Here is a 20,055-nt window from a genome sequence, read left to right as displayed (position 1 = left end):
TCTCCTTGTGGGTAGGCCCCGTTCGGGGCGGAAAGCCTTCCGGGATGCGGACCCGGTAAGGCAAGGAAGGCCGGCATTATACCGAATTGCCCTTGAAGATCAATCAGGCCGCTCGGCGATGCGGTACCGGCGCTCGCTATACAGCTCGAAGGCTTCCTGGAAAATGGCGATCGCATCCTTCGTCCGCTCGGGATCGACTGCAACCGGCGTCTGGCTATGGGTGACCGCATCATAGACATACTGTGCCGAAGTCTTGCGGAAACCGATTTCGATCAGATTGCGTCCATCGAACAGCGCGATGTCCCGGTTGTGGTTCAACGGAATCAATCGGCCCGGATGACTGTCCCTGAGCACGTCGATGCCGAAGAAAGTCGAATCGTAGTTGAAATCCAGAATTCCCAGCACGGTCGGCGCCACGTCGATCTGGCTCGTGAGCATATCCACCGGCCCGGGTTTGATGTGTTTCGGCGAGTACAGCAGCAGCGGAATCTCGTAGGTTCTTATGGGAATATCTTCACGGCCATACACTCTGGCACCGTGATCGGCAACGATGACGAAGAGCGTATCGTCGAACCACGGCTTCGCTTTTGCCATTTCGAAGAATCGGCCGATGGCGTAGTCCGCGTAGCGTACGCCCGCGTCCCTGCCCCCTCCCTTTACCGGCACACCCTCCACGCCCGGAGGAAAGGTGTATGGCTTGTGGTTCGACGTGGTCATGATGATGGAGTAGATTTTTTCGCCGCGGCCGTGCTGGTCGTCGAACACGCGCACGGCATTGCGGAACAGGTCTTCGTCCGACACGCCCCAGATATTGGCGAAGTGCGGTTCATCCATGTCGGTCCGATCGACCACGCGATACCCGTTCGAGCCGAAAAAATAATTCATGTTGTCGAAGGTGCCGAACCCGCCGTAGATGAACGTCGGGACGTAGCCGTTCTTCGCCATCACCGTCGACCAGTTGAACATGCCTTCGTTATGCGGCCGCTTGACGATGGATTCCCCCGGCACCGGCGGAAAGGATGCCGAGACCGCTTCCATGCCGCGTACGGTTCGCGTACCGGTGGCGTAGGCGCGCGTGAACAACATGCTTTCCTTCGCCAGGTTGTCGAGCACGGGCGTAAGCCCGCGCTTGTCGCCGTAGGCACCGACGAATTCCGCGCCCAGCGATTCTTCGAGCAGCACGACCACGTTCAGATGCTGCGGCGGTCCGTTGCCCACGACATGGCGTTCGATGTGGTCGGTTTCGGAAAAAAACGTCGAATGCCGCGTCGTCATCATCTTGCGCAGGCGTTGGTCCGCTTCATCGTCCGGCATCGACAGGTAATAGGTACGATAATCGAGCTCGCTGTTCAGCGCCGCGTTGAAGAAGGAATAGACACCGTTCATCGCCAGTTCGTTGACCACGCGATTGTCGGAGTAACGCCCGGCGGTTACGTTCAGTGTCGCCTGCCCCAGACCGATCGCTGCCGCCAAAACCGCCAGCGTGGCGAGGCGGATACGCCGCGAACCGGCAGGCGTACGCTCGCCGAGCAAAGGTTTGCGCATGAACCATATCGCAGCCGCGGTCAGCGCGAGGGTGGCGAGCATGACCCTCGCCACCGGGTACGATTGCCAGATGTTGACGAACACTTCATGCGGGTAGATGAGGTATTCCACCGCAACGAAGTTGAAACGCGAATTGAACTCGTCGAAAAAGAAATATTCGACTGCACCGAGGTAGATCAGGCCGAAAACCACCAGCGAGAATGTGCCAACGAGCAGCCATCGATGCCATCTGCTGTTGTAGATGCGCCCGGGCATCGCCACGAGATAAAGCGCAAACAGCGCAAACAGATCCAGTGCCGTGACGATGTCGAACAACAATCCGACCGCCATCATGGCGGGCACGTTGCTCAGGCTCGCCTGGCCTTGGGAGATCGCAACACCCGCCAGAACGACACGCGTCAGCGTGGAAACGCACAGATACAGGGCACCCAGTAGCCACCACAGGCGCAGGCGTTCATCGGACAGCGCACTTCCAAGAGCGGCACGAACTCGGCCGGGGACTGACTGGGACATTTTTTCCGGGATCATGATCGAATCGATAGACGGCCCGCGCGGTCAGCGGCCCGGGCGGGCGCTAGTTTACCGGGGAATCCGCCTCAGTACCGGATAACGGCCATCAAATCCATTTCGGCTCCGACTCCGTACAACACTAGCTACGGAGGATTGTTCATGAACAGACTGGCCGGCCCGCTCCTTTACATCGTTCTGGCACTGAGTTCCACGGTTTGCGCCGCCGAGAGCATCCCTTGGCAACCCTGGTCCGAAGCCGTTTTCGAGCAGGCCAGAAAAGAGCATCGTTTCGTATTGCTCGATCTGGAAGCGGTCTGGTGCCACTGGTGCCACGTGATGGAAGAGCAAACCTATCACGACGATGCCGTGATAAAACTGATCCGGGACCGCTACATCGCAGTCAGGGTCGACCAGGATGCGCGTCCGGATCTGTCGCGCCGCTACGAGGATTATGGCTGGCCGGCAACCATCGTGTTCGCTGCCGACGGCAAGGAGATCGTCAAACGTTCCGGCTATGTTCCGCCGCCGCGTTTTGCTTCACTGCTCGAGGCCATCGTCAAGGATCCGACACCGGTCAAATACCGCGACAGCGAGCAACCGAAACAATATTCGACCAGTCCGTTGCTGCTGGAAGAGGTGCGCCGCACGCTCAAGAAGAGCTTCGTCGACAGTCACGATTTCAAGCTCGGAGGCCTCCTCCAGCAACAGAAATTCATGGACCGGGACAGCGTCGAGTACGCGCTGATGCTCGCCAGGAACGGCGACCAGCAGGCGCGCAAGATGGCGGCGCAGACCCTGGCGGGATCGCTCAATCTCATAGACCCGGCATGGGGCGGCGTTTATCAGTACTCGACCGACAGCGACTGGAAACACCCGCACTACGAAAAAATCATGTTCGTGCAGGCCGAGCACATGCGCCTGTATTCACTGGCGGCGCTGGCCCTCGGCGATCGGCGTTACCTCGACGCAGCGAAGAAGATCTACGAGTACACGACCGGCTTTCTGCTTTCGCAGGACGGCGCCTTCTACGTGAGCCAGGATGCGGATCTCGTAAAGGGCCGTCACAGCGAAGATTATTTCGCGCTGTCCGATGCCGACCGCCGCAGCCGCGGCATGCCGGCGATCGATACCCATCTGTACGCCCGCGAGAACGGTTGGATGATCCAGGGATTGGCCGCGTACTACGCGGCCGGCGGCGATACAGACGTGCGGCGGCGCGCAGTCACGGCCGCACACTGGGCGCTCGACAAGCGGGCGCTTCCGGCCGGTGGTTTTCGCCACGATGAATCCGCTGCCGCCGGCCCCTATCTCGAGGATACACTGGCGATGGGTCGCGGCTTTCTCGCGCTCTACCAGATCACGGGCGAGCGTGAATGGCTGCGACATGCCGAGAATGCGGAGCATTTCATTCACGCCAATTTCGCCGGCGCCACCGCAGGCTATGTAACCGCGGCGGCGGGAAGCGGCGCGCTTGCGCCTCTGCCGCAATCCGACGAGAACATCATGATGGCGCGCTTCGCCAACCTGCTGGCGCGTTACGCCGGCAACGACGAATACCGGGCTCACGCGGAATACGCGATGCGTTTTCTGGTCACCCGTGAAGTCGCACTCAGGCGCCGCAGCGAGGCCGGCATCCTGATCGCGGACGCCGAACTCGCCGGCAGTCCGGCTCACCTCACCATCGTCGGCGCGAAATCCGATGCCGCGGCGCAAGCGCTGTTCGCAAGCGCGCAGGGTCATCCCGACGGATACAAGCGCATCGAATGGTGGGATCGTGCCGAAGGCCCGATGCCGAATCCGGATGTGCAATATCCGGAATTGCCGAGGGCGGCCGCTTACGTATGCGCGCAAAATCGTTGCTCGCTGCCGGTCTTTACCGGTGACGAACTGCTGGCGCTGGCACGACGTTTGAGCAAGTAGCTGGACCACCAATGAAAAAAGCCCGCCGAAGCGGGCTTTTTTGCCACAATCCGAAACCCTGCCCTAGTGCTGCGGTTGTGGAACCGTACTGCGTTGCTCCGTTTTCGGCAGCACGAGGATGATGATGGCACCGAGCAATGCCACGCCCGCAAGGGTATAGAACGCCGCCTCGCTGGCTCCGCCGGTTGCCGTGCGTATGCGTCCGATGAGATCCGGACCGAAGTGGCCACCCAGGTTGCCGACGGAGTTGATCCATGCGATGCCCGCAGCGGCCGCCGTCCCCGACAGGAAACTGGTCGGCAGCGACCAGAAAGTCACCACCCATGACAAGATGCCGACGGTCACCAGACTCAGCGCAATGATGGCCGGTATGGCGTTCTTGCCGACGATTGCCAGTCCGATCAGCCCCACTATGCCGACCAGCAGCCCGCCGGCGGCGTGCCAGCGGCGCTCGCCCGTGCGGTCCGAATGCGCCCCCCACACGACCATCGCCACCGCAGCCAGACCCCACGGAATCATGCTGATCAGTCCGACCAACAGGAAATCCGTCTTGGCGATGCCTAGTTCCTGGATGATGGTGGGCATCCAGAAGTTCACCGCGTAGAAACACACCACGCCGCAAAAATAGACCGCCGCCAGTGCCCAGACGCGGTAATCCCTGAATGCATCCAGGAAGTGGGCACGCTTGCCGAGTTCCTGCTTGCCGGCATCTTCGTCCTGGATGCGCTGGACCACCATGTCCCGCTCCTGGGGTGTGAGCCACTTCGCAGTCTTCGGGCCGTTTGGCAGCAGAACGAATACCAGGACACCGATCACGACTGAGGGCAGTCCTTCAAGCACGAACAGCCACTGCCAGCCCCTCCAGCCGTTGATGCCGTCCATGTACTGCATGATGGCGCCCGATATCGGCGAGCCGACCACGTTGGAGATGGCGATCGCGGTCATGAACAACGCAACCATCTTGGCGCGGCGCGGACCGGGGAACCAGTAGGTCAGGTAGAGGATGATGCCGGGGAAGAAGCCGGCCTCGGCGACACCGAGCAGGAAACGCAGGAAATAGAAAGTGAACTCGGGATCGGTGCAGTTGAACAGCGTCGCAACCGAACCCCAGTGCATATTCGGGGTAAACACGAACGCGGATGAAATGATGCCCCATGTGATCATGATGCGTGCGATCCACACGCGCGCGCCGATGCGTTCGAGCAACACGTTGCTCGGCACCTCGAAGATGAAGTAACCGATGAAGAATACCCCGGCGCCGAAACCGTAGACCGTATCGGAAAAGCTGAGGTCGGGTGCCATCTGCAGCTTGGCGAAGCCGACATTGACGCGATCCAGGAAAGCGACGATGTAGCAAAGGAACAGAAACGGAATCAGACGCCAGGCGACCTTGCCATAGGTCGATTTTTCGAACTCCGCGGAAAAAGTTGTGGCCACTGTATCCCTCCTCGTGTTTTGTTATGTACGGCGCGGCTTGGATCGAGTTGCTCCCGATCGCGCCGCGTCCGATTGTCGTTGATTTCGGGGCAGTAGTGTAGCAGCCCCGACCCGCTTCGGGGTCTCCCGAAAACGGATTGCACCCCCATCGCATTGCCGCACTGCAACGCGAACGCCGCTCTAACGAGGCGGGAGGCGTGTCAGCAAGATCGCCTGCTAGGCGCCCGTGCAGCGGAATCCGTGCCCTCTCCCGAAAATAAGACCGGCACGGCACCGAGCGTGACGCATTTTGTAGTCGCTATTGCGCCCGCGCCGTACCGCGCACCTCGAAGCGAACACGGTCCAGTTCTTCGCCGCCTGCATCCACCAGGACGAGGTCGTGACGCCCGGGTTGCGGGGCCCAGAGCACCGGCTGGTTCGGCGTGCCGACCGTTTCCCCGTCGAGCTGCCAGCGCTGGCCGGGCAACGGCGGAGCAGCCACGAAGTGCACTCGCTGCACGCGGTCCGGAATGTCCGGATCAAGCGCGATAATGCTGCCGTTGCCCGGATAGGCGATTCCTGCGTGAATCGTTCCCGCTACCTTTGCGGCAACTACGCCGATCTCGGTCCCTGCGACAAAGAATTCTTCGCGCGCCGCCTCGATTTCTTGTTCGTATTCGATCCACCGCGACGTCACCGACTGCGGTCTGGGTGGCTGAGTCGAAGTCGAACGACGATGCAGGAAATCGATCAGTTCGATCCATATCGGCGCGGCGCCGGTGACGCCCGACACATCGCGCATGGGACTGCCGTCGAAATTGCCGACCCAGATGCCGACGGTATAACGATCGCTGAAACCAACGCACCAGTTATCGCGCATGTCCTTGCTGGTCCCGGTCTTCACCGCGGCCCAGTGGCGCGAAGCCAGAGAATTCTCCAACCCGAAAGTCACGCTCCTGGCCAGCGGATCGGAGAGCATGCTGGCGACGATCCACGAAGCGGCCGGATCGAGCACCTGTGTCGGCGCTGTCCTCATCGCCCTCTCCAGCCTCAACGGCGACCAATGTCCGCCGTTGGCGATGGCGCGATAGGCATTGGTCAATTGCCACAAGCTGACTTCGGCCGAACCCAGGGCCAGCGAGAAGCCGTAAAAGTCGCCGTCGTGGATGACCTCGTCGAATCCCAGCGTCTGCAGGCGTTCGACAAAGGCATCCGCGCCCACCAGCATCAAAGTGCGCACGGCCGGAACGTTCAGAGACGACGACAAGGCTGTGCGCGCACTGACCAGCCCCTTGAAATCGCGATCGTAGTTCTGGGGTACGTAGAATCCGCTGGGGGTAATCAGGTTCACCGGGGAATCATCGATCAGCGAAGCCGCGGTGATCAGCTTCTGCTCGATTGCCATCTGATAGAGGAAAGGTTTCAGCGCCGACCCGGCCTGGCGGGGCGCACGTACGCCGTCTACGTAGATTGCGCTCGCGGCTGTCCCGGCGTTGCCGATGTAGGCCAGTACTTCGCCGCTGCGATTGTTTACTACGAGTGCGGCCGCGTCGGCAACATGGCTATCGGCAAGTGCAGCTAGTTGTTGCTGCAGCAGCTCCGTCGCGTAGGCCTGCAATTCGGCATCGAGCGTCGTCTGCACGCGTGGATGATTCGCCGAGAGCAGCTCCCGCGCCACATGCGGTGCCAGTGCGACACGCGGCGCAATGCTCGGTGCGGCCGGCAGGGCCGACAGTGCCAGCATCTGCAGTTGCGCGCAATGCACTTCGATCTTCATATTTCCGGCAAGCAGGCAGGCCCTTTTCGCCACCCCTTCCGGTTTCGCATTCGGTCCGCGCAGCAACACGGCGAGCAGCAGCGACTCCGGCTCGTCGAGACCGCTCGGGTCCTTGCCGAACAGCGCACGCGAGGCCGCACCCACGCCCTGCAGCTCGCCGCGGAAAGTCGAGAGGTTTAAATAGGCCTCGAGGATCTGGCGTTTGCTCCAGGATTTCTCCAACTCCCGCGAAGCGGCGATCTGGTCCCACTTCTGCGACACGGTGCGCTTTTGCCGGGTCGGCCGTAGCGCGGCGTCCAGATGCGAGGCGACCTGCATCGATATGGTCGATGCTCCGCGCGGCTGCGAGAACAGCAGCGTGTCCAGTGCGGCGTCCGACATTGCGAGCCAGTCTACGCCGTGATGCTGGTAAAAGCGCTTGTCTTCGGCGCGGACGATGGTCGCCAGTGCCGCCGGCGATATCTCATCCAGCCGCGTCCATGCCAGCCGCCTGCCGTGCTCGATCACGCGCAATTCGTGGATCGGCGCCCCATGGCGGTCGAGCAGGACGCCTTCGGTCGACGTCCAGCGGCTCTTCACTTCGTCGAAGGGCGGGGTATCTGCCATGGCTGCGTGCGCGAGCAGCGCCAGGACTGCAAAGACAACACCTTTCACCACGGAGGACACGGAGAGGACGGAGAAAGACAAGGTCGAAGATCTCATCCCGAAAAAATCACAACCAGGATTCTCAGTTATTTCTCCGTGTCTTAAAAGGGTACTCCACGCTTCGCGAGGGTATCCGTGATCTCCGTGGTTCAGCATTTTTCTCGCAATCGTCACGGGTTTACGGTAACCGCGGCATTCGGCAGTTCGCCGAACATCTCCGGCGCATACATCGCCTCGACGCGAGTCGGGGGCAACTCGAAGCGACCCGGATTGTTCAGGCGAACGGTGTACTCGACCACCCAGGTTCCCTTGGGAACGAAGCGGTAGTAAGCATGAAAGGCATCGAAGCTGCGTTCCTCGAACGCCGGCCAGACGAAGCCGCGCTTGACTTCGCCGGTGGACAATATCTGCGAATCCCTGGCGAGCCCACTGCCGAGAATCGCCGCCCCGCCCGGGACGGGATCATCGACCACCACCCAGGACATGTCCGATTGCGCCTCGATTTCCAGGCGCACGCGCATCGTGTCTCCACGTCGCAGCTCGCCTGGCGCCTTGGTTTCCACCGGCGTGACGGTCCGGACAATCCGGTAGCCGCTGGAAAGCGGCTGCTTCAGGGGAATCGCGGCGCGGCTCTGCACCGTGACCCAGGGCTTGCCGCTGCCGTTCTGGCTGACGGACAGCGTCGCCTGCGCGGCCGGCCAGTTGAAATCGAAGTTGCCGCCTTTGGCCTGCTTGTCCCATTCGAGAATGTTCTGCTGCGTTTCCAGCCGCGCCTGCACCTGACCGGCAACCGGCTCGGATTCGAACCTGGCCGAGTATTTTTCCATCGCCAGTACGCCCCACGCGTTGGCCACGGTGGTGTTCCAGCGTCCATGCTGCTGGCGCCCGAGCGTCCCGCGCACCAACCGCGGAATGTCCTCGCGCCATTTGTCGTCGTCCACCACGGCAAGCAGCATGCGATTGGCGTTGACGTCCCCCGAGATCATGAGCCACCAGAGATAGTCCAGTCTCTCGGTGGAAAATCCCATGGTGGTGCCCTGGAAGTTGAGCCTGGAGCGCAGGATCTGTTCTGTTTCCGAAAGATGCTTCTCGCGATCCTTGAGTCCTTCGCTGCGCTTCATCAGATTTTTCCAGTCCAGCACTGCGGAGGTCGGCCACAGATTCGGCGCCGCTTCGATGGAGTCGAGCTGATTGGGCTCGATGGGCTGATAACGAGACAATGCTTCGAGCGCAGCCACTTTGCGGATCGTCAGGTCCGCGGTCTGCAGCGGAGAATCGCGCCCGGCGCGGCCGGCTACAAACAGACGCAGGGCGCCGCGCATGCGCGACAGCGAACCTGCGGGAATCTCCCAGCCGGCTTCGCTGGCAATCGACAACAGATAAGCCGTCAGCGTGTCGCTGCCGAATCTTTCGGATGCGAAGTATTTCGCGAACCCGTCGCGATCGAGGAAGGAAGGCAGTTCGTCCATCGTGCGCCCCCACAACGCCTTATCGCGCAGGGCGATGGCGCGCGATGCACGCTGTTCCAGGCAGGTGTAGGTATACAAGCTCATGTACTCGCGCACGCCGGGAAGATCGTCGGCGAGTTTCGGCGAGAGCGCAACGCGAATGCCGCCGCGGCCCGGCACGGCATCGTCCGGAATTTTGACCGCAAGATCGAGCGGTTGCTCGATCTGCGCCAGCGTGGCCTGGAAGGTGCGCACCGGCACCGCGGGTATGACTTTCTGCTGGACTTTCAGCCGGTCGGCTGGCGGCTTGCCGGACGCCCCCACCTCCGTCGCGGCGACTTCCCAGCGCAGTTGGGCGACATTGACCGGCGCAGTGACATCCCAGCCGATTTCGCGAGCCTCGCCAGGCGCGAGCGCGACGCGCGACGCCGGCAAGGCCTGGCCTGCGACATTGCCGTTGACCTCGACGTCGGTCTGGCGCTGCGACGCGTTGCGTACCGTGAAGCGTGCATCGAATCGATCGCCCTCCCGCACCAGCGGCGGCAGGCCGGACACCAACATCAGATCCTGGGTTGCGCGAATCGAGGTCTGGCCGGTGCCGAACAGGCCATTGCCGGAGTCGGCGACGGCAATGATCCGGAACGATGTCAGCGAATCGTTCAGCGGGATGTCGACGCTCGCTCGTCCCTTTTCGTCGAGGGGCACCTTCGCTTTCCACAGCAGCAGCGTATCGAACAACTCGCGCGCGGTCTGGCGCCCGCCACCGCCGCCCTGCGCCAGCGCCTTGCGGCCGTAGTGGCGCTTGCCGACGACCTGCATCGACGCTGTCGAGGTATTCACCTCGATGCCGCGCGGCTGCATCATCGCTTCCAGCAGTTTCCAGGAATCGTTCGGCAGCAACTCCAGAAGCCCTTCGTCGACGGCCGCGATGGCAACTTCGCCGGACTTCGGCGCTTTGCCGCCAGCTCGTTGTGTAACCTGCACCGACACGCGCGCTTTGTCGCGCGCCTTGTAGACTTCCTTGTCGGCGCTCACCTTGACCCCGAGTTCGTGCGCGCGCCAGCCGACGTTGATTTCCGCAACACCCATCTTGAACGCCGGCTTGCCGAGGTCCACCAGCGCAGTCGGCTGGACATCGGAAACGCGTCCGCGCACTGCCAGCACCGATACGAATACGTTCGGCGCGTAGTTGCCTTTCAGCGGAACCTTGATCACCGGCGCGTTACCGGACAGTTGCTGCACGAACGAATCGACCACGCCTTCGCGCTCCACCGTCACCAGCGCGGCGGCGTGGCGGAACGGCATGCGCACCTGGAACTGCGCTGTCTGCCCGGGTTCGTAGCGCTTGCGCTCGGGAATCACATCCATGCGATCGTCGTTGGCCTGGTCGAACCACCAGGCTTCATTGCCGGCCACCCACGCCGACGCATTGGCGTAGGAAAGATTGCCGTCCTTGTCTTTCGCGACCGCACCCATGACGATGTTGCCGGACACCGGCGGCTTCACCGTACAGAATAAACGGCCTTTGTCGTCGGTCTTGCCCTGGCAGGCGGAATCGAGTTTCCCGACCTCTGCGCCGCTCTCGTAGCCATAGAAACCGCCGATCAGCCGCTTACGATGCGAGAACATGTTGCGCACATAGAGTTGCACCTCGACTTGCTGCTGCTTTATCGGCTTGCCGTTCAGATCGAGTACGAGCACCTGGAACTTCAACTCATCCTTCGAAAGTGTCCATGCGTCGGGCTTGATGCCAAGCAAAATTTTCGACGGCCACAACGGTACGCGCGTCGAAGTCGTCAGAAGTTCCCCGTTCGGATCCGAGTATTCGAGTTCAGCGTTGACTTCCTGAGGGCTGTCGGCGGCCGGCAAGCCCGGCAACGTGACGCGCGCAGAGCCGGCGCCGTCCAGTCCCAGTTCGATCGTCTTCAGCGGGCGCACGCCGTTGGCGGGCTGCGCGGGTACCGGTTCCTCGGAATCGGCATCGCCAAGCTCGTATTCGCCGGCGAACCACTGAGCGCCTGCCTGTTGCTCCAGTCCTTCGACAACCTTGCCATTGGCAAAAGCGAAGCCGTCGTAGTCGGCAAAATTCACGCTCTTCGGGCGCACGACCGCTCGCACTTTCACCGGCGCATAGGCGGCGCCCCCGCCGGCGAGATAACGCAGATGCACATCGAGATCCACGCTCTTCGGATGGGTCTGCGCCGCTTTCGGCCCGACGATTTCCGCCTTCATCAGCGGCACGCGAAACTCCTCGACGCGAAAACTGCCCGCAAGCCGCGTAGCATCGCGCGCGTCTGGACGTGCGTCCAGCGTGTCGGTCATCTGCACGGCATAAGTGCCTTTCTTCGCGCCCTCCGGAATCTTCCATGTGCTGTCCGCGATGTTGCGCGCGTCCCACTTCACCGGCACTTCGTATTTCTGATCCGTTCCCTGGTGCACGATCGTGATCTTTTTCGGCAGGTTGTCCACGGGGACGAAAGAGAAACCCTTCGTTTCGTGTCTGCGATAGTAATGCTTCATGCTGACGGTTTCGCCGGCGCGCAGCAGCGTGCGGTCGAACACCGTGGTGACGACGTAAGGTCCGTTCCAGCCGCCTTCGCGCAGGTTGAAACGCCAGCGCGCAATGCCCTCGTTCCAGTCGGACATGACGAAAGACAGGTCGTCCGCGAGTCGCGCGGAGACCACGATCTGCTTGTCGTAATCCGAAACGCAGCCGGGAAGGCGCTCACGATCCGGCAGCACGGCGGCGACACGGACGCGTCCCTGCGCGTCGGTCGGTCCGCGGAAGAAGACCCTCCCGGAGCAATCCTGGATCGAGACCAGCGCCTTTGGCACCGGCGCCCCGCTGTCCAGTGCCGTCACCCAGACCAGCGAGGATTCCCGACCCCATTTGAAATGCACGGCAAGATTCGTGACCAGCGCCGCGGACTGCACGTAATAAGGCGTGCGCGAATTCAGCAGCGCCGCGCCCAAACGCGGGCTGGCGAGCTCCACTACGTAAAAGCCGGGCTTCTTCAGCGGGATGCCGACCACCTCGAATGCCCGCGCACCCTCGGGTTTCGGTACCTGCAGGCGCGTGACGCGATCGCGCTCGGAGAAAATAGAGGCCTGGCCCAGGCGGTATTCGGGCACGTTCTGGCTCGTCTTCTCGTCGTAGCGCCAGCGCTCGTTTTCCATCTGGCGCAGGCGTTTCATCCAGTCAAGGATGGACATCACGTCGCCATCGGCCACGCGCGAGTAGCTGCCGGGCACGGTGCCACCGCTCTGCTTCGACTCGTCCAGCTTGTTCTTCAGCCAGTTGATGGCAGCGTCCGCCTTTTCGGCCAGGTTGGCGCCGCCCTCGTCCTGCTTGCCGGTCTTTGCCATGCGCGCTTCGAGAATGGCTTCCAGATTGCGCAACGTCACCGGCATCATGCCGTCGCCCTTCGCTTCGATGATGCCGAAGCGCGCCGGAAACTTTGCCAGCGGTGGATATTCGTCGGTGCGCACTGGCAACGGAAAACGCTTCTGGTTGGCGAGCGTGCGGCCGGCGTCGTCGGTGAGTTCCGGGGGCAGCTCGATCGTGAACTGGGCTCGCTCCGGAAACGGCCCGCTGAAGAACACCTCGTCGACAAATTCCGGCGCATGCTTCACGTCCGGCAATCCCGCGGGAATCGATTTTCCCTGGACCTTCAGCGCGATTTTTTCCGCCGCGGCTCGCGGCACCGGCGCCGTGAACGCCAGCCGCATCGGCAAGATCGGAAGGCATTGCGCATCCTTGTTCACCCGGTCGCAGGTAAAGCGCGCCTGAAAGGTGTCGCGCACCTCGTAAGCGAGAACCTGGTCCTGACTGGTGGGAACACCACTCTCCGAAACAATACCTTTCCCCCAGACCAGCCTGAACTGCGCATTGTTCGGCAGGCGGCGCTTGCATTGCAGCACCGCGATCGGAAACCTGCCGCCACCGTCAGCGGAAAGAAACTGCTCGAAACGCGTTCCTTTGCCGAAGGGCCGGCCGTCGATCACGATCTCGCGACCATCCTTGAACAGCACATGCAGAAACCGGTCGACAAAATCCCGGCGCGCGGCAAGCAAGGTTTTGCGCTCGTCGCCGCCGATGACGCGTACCGGAACACGTTCCGTAATGCCGCGTATGTCGCAATAGGCGTTGGCGGCGATCGATTGCTCGGTCGCAGGTGCATCGAGCCCGAGCAGGAAAATCTGCTCTTCATCGATGCGGTTGCCCTCGTACGGCATCATCTGCACGATGGCCGGACCGCCGGTGCTGAATGCGAACGACGGATTTGCGTCCAGGCTGTTGCCGTCGAGCGACACCAGGTCGGGCTTGAGCCGGAAGGTGCAGCGCAGGCCGGCCGGCAGATCGTGGGCAAAGTCGTAAACCCAGTTTTTCTGGTCTGCCCAGCGCGCCCTGCCCGGTGTGGGGCAATCGATTTCGAAAGGCTCGGGCAGACGCGGATCGCCGAACGCGACCATCGGCTCGGAAAACCGCACCGCGACCTGGCGCACGCCCTTGACTTCGCCCTGCGGCGAGAAGAAATCCACCTGGGTAGCCGACGCAGCAGCCGCGCCCAGCAGCAAAAGCAATGCCGACCAGCTTGTTCTCATTAGCCCTCCTGACCGTGGATGCCCGCGAGGGTACCAGACTCGCATGAAAACAAAAAAGCCGCCCGAGGGCGGCTTTGGTTCGACGACCGATCGGCTCAGCTCTTCTTGATGCGCGCGCAGACGACTTCGACCGTGGTCTCGGCGTGCGTGTTCGGCCGCACGTCCTCCCACATGCGTTTTTTCATCGGTCCGGACGACCAGACCAACTCGCCGTTCTCTCCGATCATGTCGATCTGCGTGACACGGTTGATGCGGCGCGCGCAATCGATTTCGACGGTGCCGATGGTTTCCTTGAAGGTCGCCGACACCCCGCCGAGCGTATCGGTCAGAACCTGCGTAAAGATACCGCGCTTGAGCACGCTGACGTTTTCGCCGTCGACCCTGATCGAATCCACATCGACATAGTATTTCGCCTGGGTGTCGGCGCCCACCTCGATCCAGCTTTGCGCATGCGCCGTCGCAGACCATGCCCATGCAACGACAGCCGCGACCCCAAACAATCTCAGTAGGCCCTGAAAGCCGCCACGTCCCGCGCTGGGTGACATGATGGTCATACGCCAGCGTCCGTCGGCCAACCGCTCATGCGCGGAGAACGCGATAACGCGTTTGTAACTTTTCGAGCAACTTGGTGAAGTCGACCGCGGGAAGCGGGCGGGCGCCGAAATAGCCCTGGTACTGGTCGCAGCCGAGGCGATGCAGCATCTCGAGCTGCTCTTGCGTTTCAACCCCCTCGGCCACCACGGAGAGCCGCAGGTTGTGCGCCAGCCCGACGATCGCCCGCACGATTGCGGCGTCGTCGGGATTGGAAGTGATTTCGCGGACGAACGACTGGTCGATCTTGAGTGTGCCGATGGGAAAACGCTTCAGGTAAGCAAGACTGGAGTAACCGGTTCCGAAGTCGTCGATCGAGACGTGCACGCCCATTTTCTCGAGTTGCTCCAGCGTGCTGGCAGCGCCTTGGGCGTCGTGCATCAGCACGCTCTCTGTAAGTTCGAGTTCGAGGTACTGCGGTGCGAGGCCGGTTTCCGCCAGGGCGCGCGCAATCACCTCGAGCAGGTTGCGCTGGCGGAATTGCGACCCTGACAGATTCACCGCCACCCGCAGCGCCGGGTAACTTTCGTCCTGCCACAATTTGTTTTGCCGGCAGGCTTCGCGCAGCACCCATTCGCCGATCGGGATGATCAGCGCACTTTCTTCCGCCACCGGAATGAATTGGCCGGGCGGAATCAGTCCCCGCTCCGGATCGCGCCAGCGCAGTAGCGCTTCCATGCCGGTCATGATTCCGCTGTCGGCGTTGAACTTGGGCTGATAGTGAAGTTCGAACTCGCTGTTCTCGAGCGCCCGGCGCAGGTTGTTGTGAAGCCGCAACTGCTCGCGCGAGGCCCCGTTCATCTCCATCGAGAAGAACTGGTAGTTGTTGCGTCCGCTCTTCTTCACGTGGTACATGGCAGCGTCTGCATTGACGATCAGCTCATGCGCGTCCTTGCCATCGTAGGGATATAAGCTCACCCCGATGCTGGGGGTCATATGCAGGCGGCTTCCCTCGATTTCGAAAGCCAGAGACAGGGTATCCAGGATCTTCTGACACAACTTGCCGACATCCTGCGCATCGGAGACTTCGCGCAGAAGGATTACGAACTCGTCACCACCGAGCCGTGAAATCGTATCGCCGCTGCGTACCGATTCGACAAGCCGCCCTGCCACCGCACGCAACAGCTCGTCGCCCGCGTGGTGCCCAAGCGAATCGTTGACTGCTTTGAAGCGATCCAGGTCGAGAAACATCAACGCCAGCGGCCGCCCGGTGCGGCGCGAATGCACGAGCGCCTGGTTGATGCGATCCTCGAGCAACGAGCGATTCGGAAGTTTGGTCAGCGGGTCGTGCAAGGCGATCTGGGTAAGTGCGGCATTGGCAAGCTGGAGCTTCTGCGCCATGCGTGCGGTGCTGGAAGCCAGGCGCGCGTCGAACACCGACATCAACAGCGTAATTGTCAGGATGGACAGTGTGAGCAGCGCGATGGTGACGGCGAGCCAGTTATTTTGCAGCGTTCCGCTGGTCTGACAAATGCTGTCCGGCGGGAAGCGCGCGGCAGCCATTCCGGTGTAGTGCATGCCGCTGATGGCGAATCCCATGATAACGGCGGCGCCGAGTTTGGCGAGCCGTTCGCTGCGCCGGCCATGGCGCAAACGAAAGGCAATCCAAAGCGCAACGAATGAGGCCACAATCGCGATTGCGACCGAGGCCATGAATGTCCATTGCTCGTAACGAATCGCCGGCACCATGCGCATTGCGAACATGCCCGTGTAATGCATGGCACAGATGCCCAGCCCCATCAGCACACTGCCGAGAACCAGTCTGCCCGATGTCAGCGTCGCCCGGCTGACGGTGTACTGCGCAAAGCCCGATACCACGATCGCAATAAGCAGCGACGCAAGCGTGATGAATACGTCATATCCCATCTGGACCGGCAACTGGAATGCCAGCATGCCGATGAAGTGCATCGACCAGATGCCGATTCCCATGGATGCAGCGCCGCCACCGAGCCAAAGGCGGGCGGTCCGACCTTCCGAATGGGATACGCGAACGGCGAGGTCCAGAGCCGTATAGGCCGCCAGGATCGCCACCAGCAACGAAAGCAGGACCAGCGCGGGATTGTAGGTACCGAACATCGAGGGAATCGTATTTGCCTAAGAATCTCACGCCAATGCCGCGGCTCCGATCGCCGCCACGCATCGTTTATCGGCTTCGCAACAGATTTCTTGAAAATCGGCAGGTCGGCAACGGAACGCCCGGCCAGCATTCTACTGTTGTTGCTGCTCTGACTGAAGCCTTGTTGCCTGGAAGGCCACAGCACGATCGGGCTGGCGCCGCAGGTCGAGTGTGAGCGGGAAATCCCGCGAGGGCGCCTCCGTCTCTACTGCCATCGGTCCCGGCGTGTGCCCCTGGGACATGAAGCGCGCCACGCGGCGTGCCTCCGCCTCGTTGGCGTTTACCGGCACGCTCTCGTAGCTGCGCCCGCCCGGGTGGGAGACGTGATAAGTGCAGCCGCCGATTGCGCGTCCGTTCCAGGTGTCGACGACATCGAATTTCAGCGGCGCATGAACGCCGATGGACGGATGCAACCCGGAAGGCGGCGCCCAGGCTTTGTAACGCACGCCCGCGACATATTCGCCGCGCACGCCGGTGGAGGCCATTGGCAACATGCGTCCGTTGCAGGTGATGACATGACGCTCGCCGTTCATCTGCGTGGCACGAACCTGCATGCGCTCGACCGAAGAATCGACGTAGCGCGCCATGCCGCCGCCAGCGGCCTCTTCGCCGAGCACGTGCCAGGGTTCCAGCGCCTGGCGCAGTTCGATCTGCATGCCGTCGCACGATAGCGTGCCGTAGCGCGGAAAGCGGAATTCGAAGAACGGCGCGAACCAGTCCATCTGGAAGGCGTAGCCGGCATTGCGCAGATCGTTCACCACGTCGCGCATGTCTTCGGCGACGAAGTGCGGCAGCATGAAGCGGTCGTGCAGGCTGGTATCCCACGGGATGAGACGGCCGTTGTAAGGCGTTTTCCAGAAGCGCGCGATCAACGCGCGCAGCAGCAGCATTTGCGCGAGGCTCATCTGCCAGTGCGGCGGCATTTCGAACGCGCGGAACTCCAGCAAACCGAGCCGACCCGTCGGACCATCCGGACTGTACAGCTTGTCGATGGAAAATTCGGCGCGGTGCGTATTTCCTGTGATATCCACCAGCAGGTTGCGCAGCAGCCGGTCGACAAGCCAGGGTTCCGGGACTTCCTCGCCAGGCGGGTTCCGCTTCTGCATTTGCTGGAAGGCGATCTCCAGTTCGTACAGGCTGTCGTTACGCGCTTCGTCCACGCGCGGCGCCTGACTGGTCGGGCCGATGAACATGCCGGAGAAAAGATAGGAAAGCGCCGGATGGTTCTGCCAGTACGTGATCAGGCTCCTGAGCAGATCGGGACGCCGCAGCAGCGGACTGTCGGCCGGGGTCGCGCCGCCGATGGTGACGTGGTTGCCGCCGCCCGTTCCGGTATGCCGGCCGTCGAGCATGAACTTCTCGGTGCCCAGGCGCGTCTGGCGCGCCTGTTCGTAGAGAACACGGGTGTTGTTGCTCAATTCCTCCCAGCTCGACGCCGGATGGATGTTGACCTCGATCACGCCGGGGTCGGGTGTGACCGCAAAGCGCCGGATGCGCGGATCGAAAGGCGGCGTATAGCCTTCGATCGCCACGGGCGTCTTCAACTCCGCGGCGACGGTTTCGACGACGCCGACCAGATCGATCCAGTCTTCGATGACAGGCAGCGGCGGAAAGAATACGCATAGCTTGCCGCCTCGGGCCTGCACGCACAGCGCAGTGTGGATGATTTCGACCGCCGATTTGCCGGCTTCAAGCTTGGGCGCGACCGGTATTTTAACTTTGATCGCGACCGCAACCCCGGCCTCCTGCAGCGCTCCGCGTTCCTGGAACGGATCCGGCACATGCAAAGGATCGACGTCCCGCGGCGCAATCCAGGGAAGGGAATCCAGCGGCAGGCGAAAACCCATGGGCGAATCGCCGGCCAGGAGATAGAGATGCTCGCGCCTGAGCGGCCACGGACTCGAACGCCAGGCGGATGCATCTTTCAGCCTCGGTTGCGGTTCCGGTTTCAGCGGCAGGACATAGCCAACCGCTTCGCCCAGGCCTTTGTTGAGCAGCGAGCTCAGGCGTTTGCGATCCAGCGAATCGCCCAGCTTCAACGTCAGCGGATCGAGATTGACCGGCAGCTTCTGCTCGGATTGCGCGACCTGCCAGACATCCTCGTACGCCGGAATCACATAGTCCGCATGCAGGCCGAGCCTGGAGGCCAGCCTGGTCGCGAATCGTTGTGCCTGGGCGGAACCGATACTGAGATCGACGCGATCCCCGGCTAGCAAGGCAGCGTCCTTCCACAGCGGCTTGCCATCCGCGCGCCACAGACAAGTCAGCGCCCAGCGCGGCAGCGGCTCGCCCGGATACCACTTCCCCTGTCCCTCGTGCAGCAGGCCGCCGGGCGCGAACTGCTCGCGCATGCGCAGCCACAATTCACCCGCCAGCTCGCGCTTGCTCTCCCCGAGCGCTGCCGTGTTCCATTCGACGCCGTCCATGTCGTCGATGGAAACAAAAGTCGGTTCACCTCCCATCGTCAGGCGCACGTCCCAGGCGGAAAGCTGGGCGTCGACCTTGCGCGCGAGAGCATCGATGTCCGTCCAGCGCGTCTCGCTGTAAGGCAGGGTTACGCGCGGATCTTCGTGGATTCGCGCCAGTTCCATGCGGAAGCCGAATTGCACTTCGCATTTATCGGTAAAACCGATGACCGGTGCCGCGCTCGATGGTGCCGCGGTGCACGCGAGCGGGATGTGCCCTTCGCCGGCAAACAGTCCGGAAGTCGGATCCAGCCCGACCCAGCCGGCGCCCGGAATGTAGACCTCGGTCCATGCGTGCAGATCGGTGAAGTCCTTTACCGGTCCCTGCGGACCGTCCAGCGCCTTTACATCGGCGGTCAACTGAACCAGATAACCGGACGCGAATCGTGCCGCGAGCCCGAGATGCCGGAAGATCTGCACCAGCAGCCATGCCGAGTCGCGACAGGAACCACGACGCAGCGACAACGTCTCTTCGCAGACCTGGATGCCGGGCTCCATGCGCACGATGTAACCGATGCCGCCCTGCAGCCGCGAGTTTGCGGCGACCAGCATGTCGACGATGGCCAGTTTTCCGGTCAGCACTTCGCGGCGGAACACGGACAGCCAGTTGGAGAGCAACGGGCCGGGTTCCTCAGTCTCCAGGAAAGGCTGCAGCTCCTTCAGCAAGGCGTCCGGATAGCCGAAAGGAAACGTTTCCGCGTATTTCTCCACGAAGAAATCGAAGGGATTGATGACCGTCATGTCGGCCACCAGATCGACCGTCACCTTCAGCTCCGTGGCCTTGTCCGGGAAGACCAGCCGCGCCAGCCAGTTGCCGAACGGATCCTGCTGCCAGTTGATGAAGTGCTTCGGCGTGACCGTCAGCGAATAGCTGTTGATCGGCGTGCGGCAATGCGGTGCAGGACGCAGCCGGATTTCATGCGGCGACAGATTGACCGGGCGGTCGAAGCTGTAGGTCGTCTCGTGAGTAAGCGCAACGCGGATTGTCATCGAAAACCTTCTATGCCACAGAGGTCA

General features: G+C 62.0%; 8 protein-coding genes. 1 reads left to right on the top strand and 7 read right to left on the bottom strand.

Features of this window, described 5'->3' with window-relative positions; genetic code table 11:
- Nucleotides 1-99 precede the first annotated feature (99 nt).
- Complete coding sequence (locus HY067_16040; GenBank protein ID MBI3529462.1) at nucleotides 100-2,058, bottom strand: LTA synthase family protein; 1,959 nt, start codon at nucleotides 2,056-2,058, stop codon at nucleotides 100-102.
- Nucleotides 2,059-2,214: 156 nt separating this feature from the next.
- Here HY067_16040 and HY067_16035 point away from each other — a divergent pair, with 156 nt between their 5' ends.
- Nucleotides 2,215-3,975 (top strand): thioredoxin domain-containing protein, encoded by a 1,761-nt coding sequence (locus HY067_16035; protein MBI3529461.1) that lies wholly within the window; start codon nucleotides 2,215-2,217, stop codon nucleotides 3,973-3,975.
- 63 nt (nucleotides 3,976-4,038) lie between these two features.
- On the opposite strand, the gene HY067_16030 is transcribed toward HY067_16035, so the two are convergent.
- The 6 genes from HY067_16030 to HY067_16005 all read right to left on the bottom strand — a co-directional run bounded on the left by HY067_16030 (nucleotide 4,039) and on the right by HY067_16005 (nucleotide 20,028).
- Nucleotides 4,039-5,412 (bottom strand): MFS transporter, encoded by a 1,374-nt coding sequence (locus HY067_16030; protein ID MBI3529460.1) that lies wholly within the window; start codon nucleotides 5,410-5,412, stop codon nucleotides 4,039-4,041.
- A 298-nt stretch (nucleotides 5,413-5,710) separates the two neighbouring features.
- Nucleotides 5,711-7,870, bottom strand: coding sequence for a penicillin-binding protein 1C (pbpC, locus tag HY067_16025; GenBank protein ID MBI3529459.1), 2,160 nt, complete (start codon nucleotides 7,868-7,870; stop codon nucleotides 5,711-5,713).
- Nucleotides 7,871-7,983: 113 nt separating this feature from the next.
- Nucleotides 7,984-13,866 (bottom strand): alpha-2-macroglobulin, encoded by a 5,883-nt coding sequence (locus HY067_16020; GenBank protein ID MBI3529458.1) that lies wholly within the window; start codon nucleotides 13,864-13,866, stop codon nucleotides 7,984-7,986.
- Nucleotides 13,867-13,961: 95 nt separating this feature from the next.
- Nucleotides 13,962-14,420 (bottom strand): hypothetical protein, encoded by a 459-nt coding sequence (locus HY067_16015; protein MBI3529457.1) that lies wholly within the window; start codon nucleotides 14,418-14,420, stop codon nucleotides 13,962-13,964.
- A 25-nt stretch (nucleotides 14,421-14,445) separates the two neighbouring features.
- On the bottom strand, nucleotides 14,446-16,533 hold the full coding sequence (locus HY067_16010) for an EAL domain-containing protein (GenBank protein ID MBI3529456.1): 2,088 nt from the start codon (nucleotides 16,531-16,533) through the stop codon (nucleotides 14,446-14,448).
- 132 nt (nucleotides 16,534-16,665) lie between these two features.
- Complete coding sequence (locus HY067_16005; GenBank protein ID MBI3529455.1) at nucleotides 16,666-20,028, bottom strand: transglutaminase family protein; 3,363 nt, start codon at nucleotides 20,026-20,028, stop codon at nucleotides 16,666-16,668.
- Between the last annotated feature and the right edge of the window lie 27 nt (nucleotides 20,029-20,055).

Source organism: Betaproteobacteria bacterium (assembly GCA_016194905.1).
Lineage (GTDB): Bacteria > Pseudomonadota > Gammaproteobacteria > Burkholderiales > JACQAP01 > JACQAP01.
Note: the sequence above shows the minus strand (reverse complement) of the source record. Positions and strands in the feature narration are given on the sequence as shown.

What these genes read in the sequence shown, in the direction of transcription:
- HY067_16035 (MBI3529461.1), top strand. Translation starts at nt 2,215, where the DNA reads ATGAACAGACTGGCCGGCCCGCTCCTTTACATCGTTCTGGCACTGAGT.
- HY067_16010 (MBI3529456.1), bottom strand. Translation starts at nt 16,533, where the DNA reads ATGTTCGGTACCTACAATCCCGCGCTGGTCCTGCTTTCGTTGCTGGTG.
- HY067_16015 (MBI3529457.1), bottom strand. Translation starts at nt 14,420, where the DNA reads ATGACCATCATGTCACCCAGCGCGGGACGTGGCGGCTTTCAGGGCCTA.
- HY067_16040 (MBI3529462.1), bottom strand. Translation starts at nt 2,058, where the DNA reads ATGTCCCAGTCAGTCCCCGGCCGAGTTCGTGCCGCTCTTGGAAGTGCG.
- pbpC (MBI3529459.1), bottom strand. Translation starts at nt 7,870, where the DNA reads ATGAGATCTTCGACCTTGTCTTTCTCCGTCCTCTCCGTGTCCTCCGTG.
- HY067_16005 (MBI3529455.1), bottom strand. Translation starts at nt 20,028, where the DNA reads ATGACAATCCGCGTTGCGCTTACTCACGAGACGACCTACAGCTTCGAC.
- HY067_16020 (MBI3529458.1), bottom strand. Translation starts at nt 13,866, where the DNA reads ATGAGAACAAGCTGGTCGGCATTGCTTTTGCTGCTGGGCGCGGCTGCT.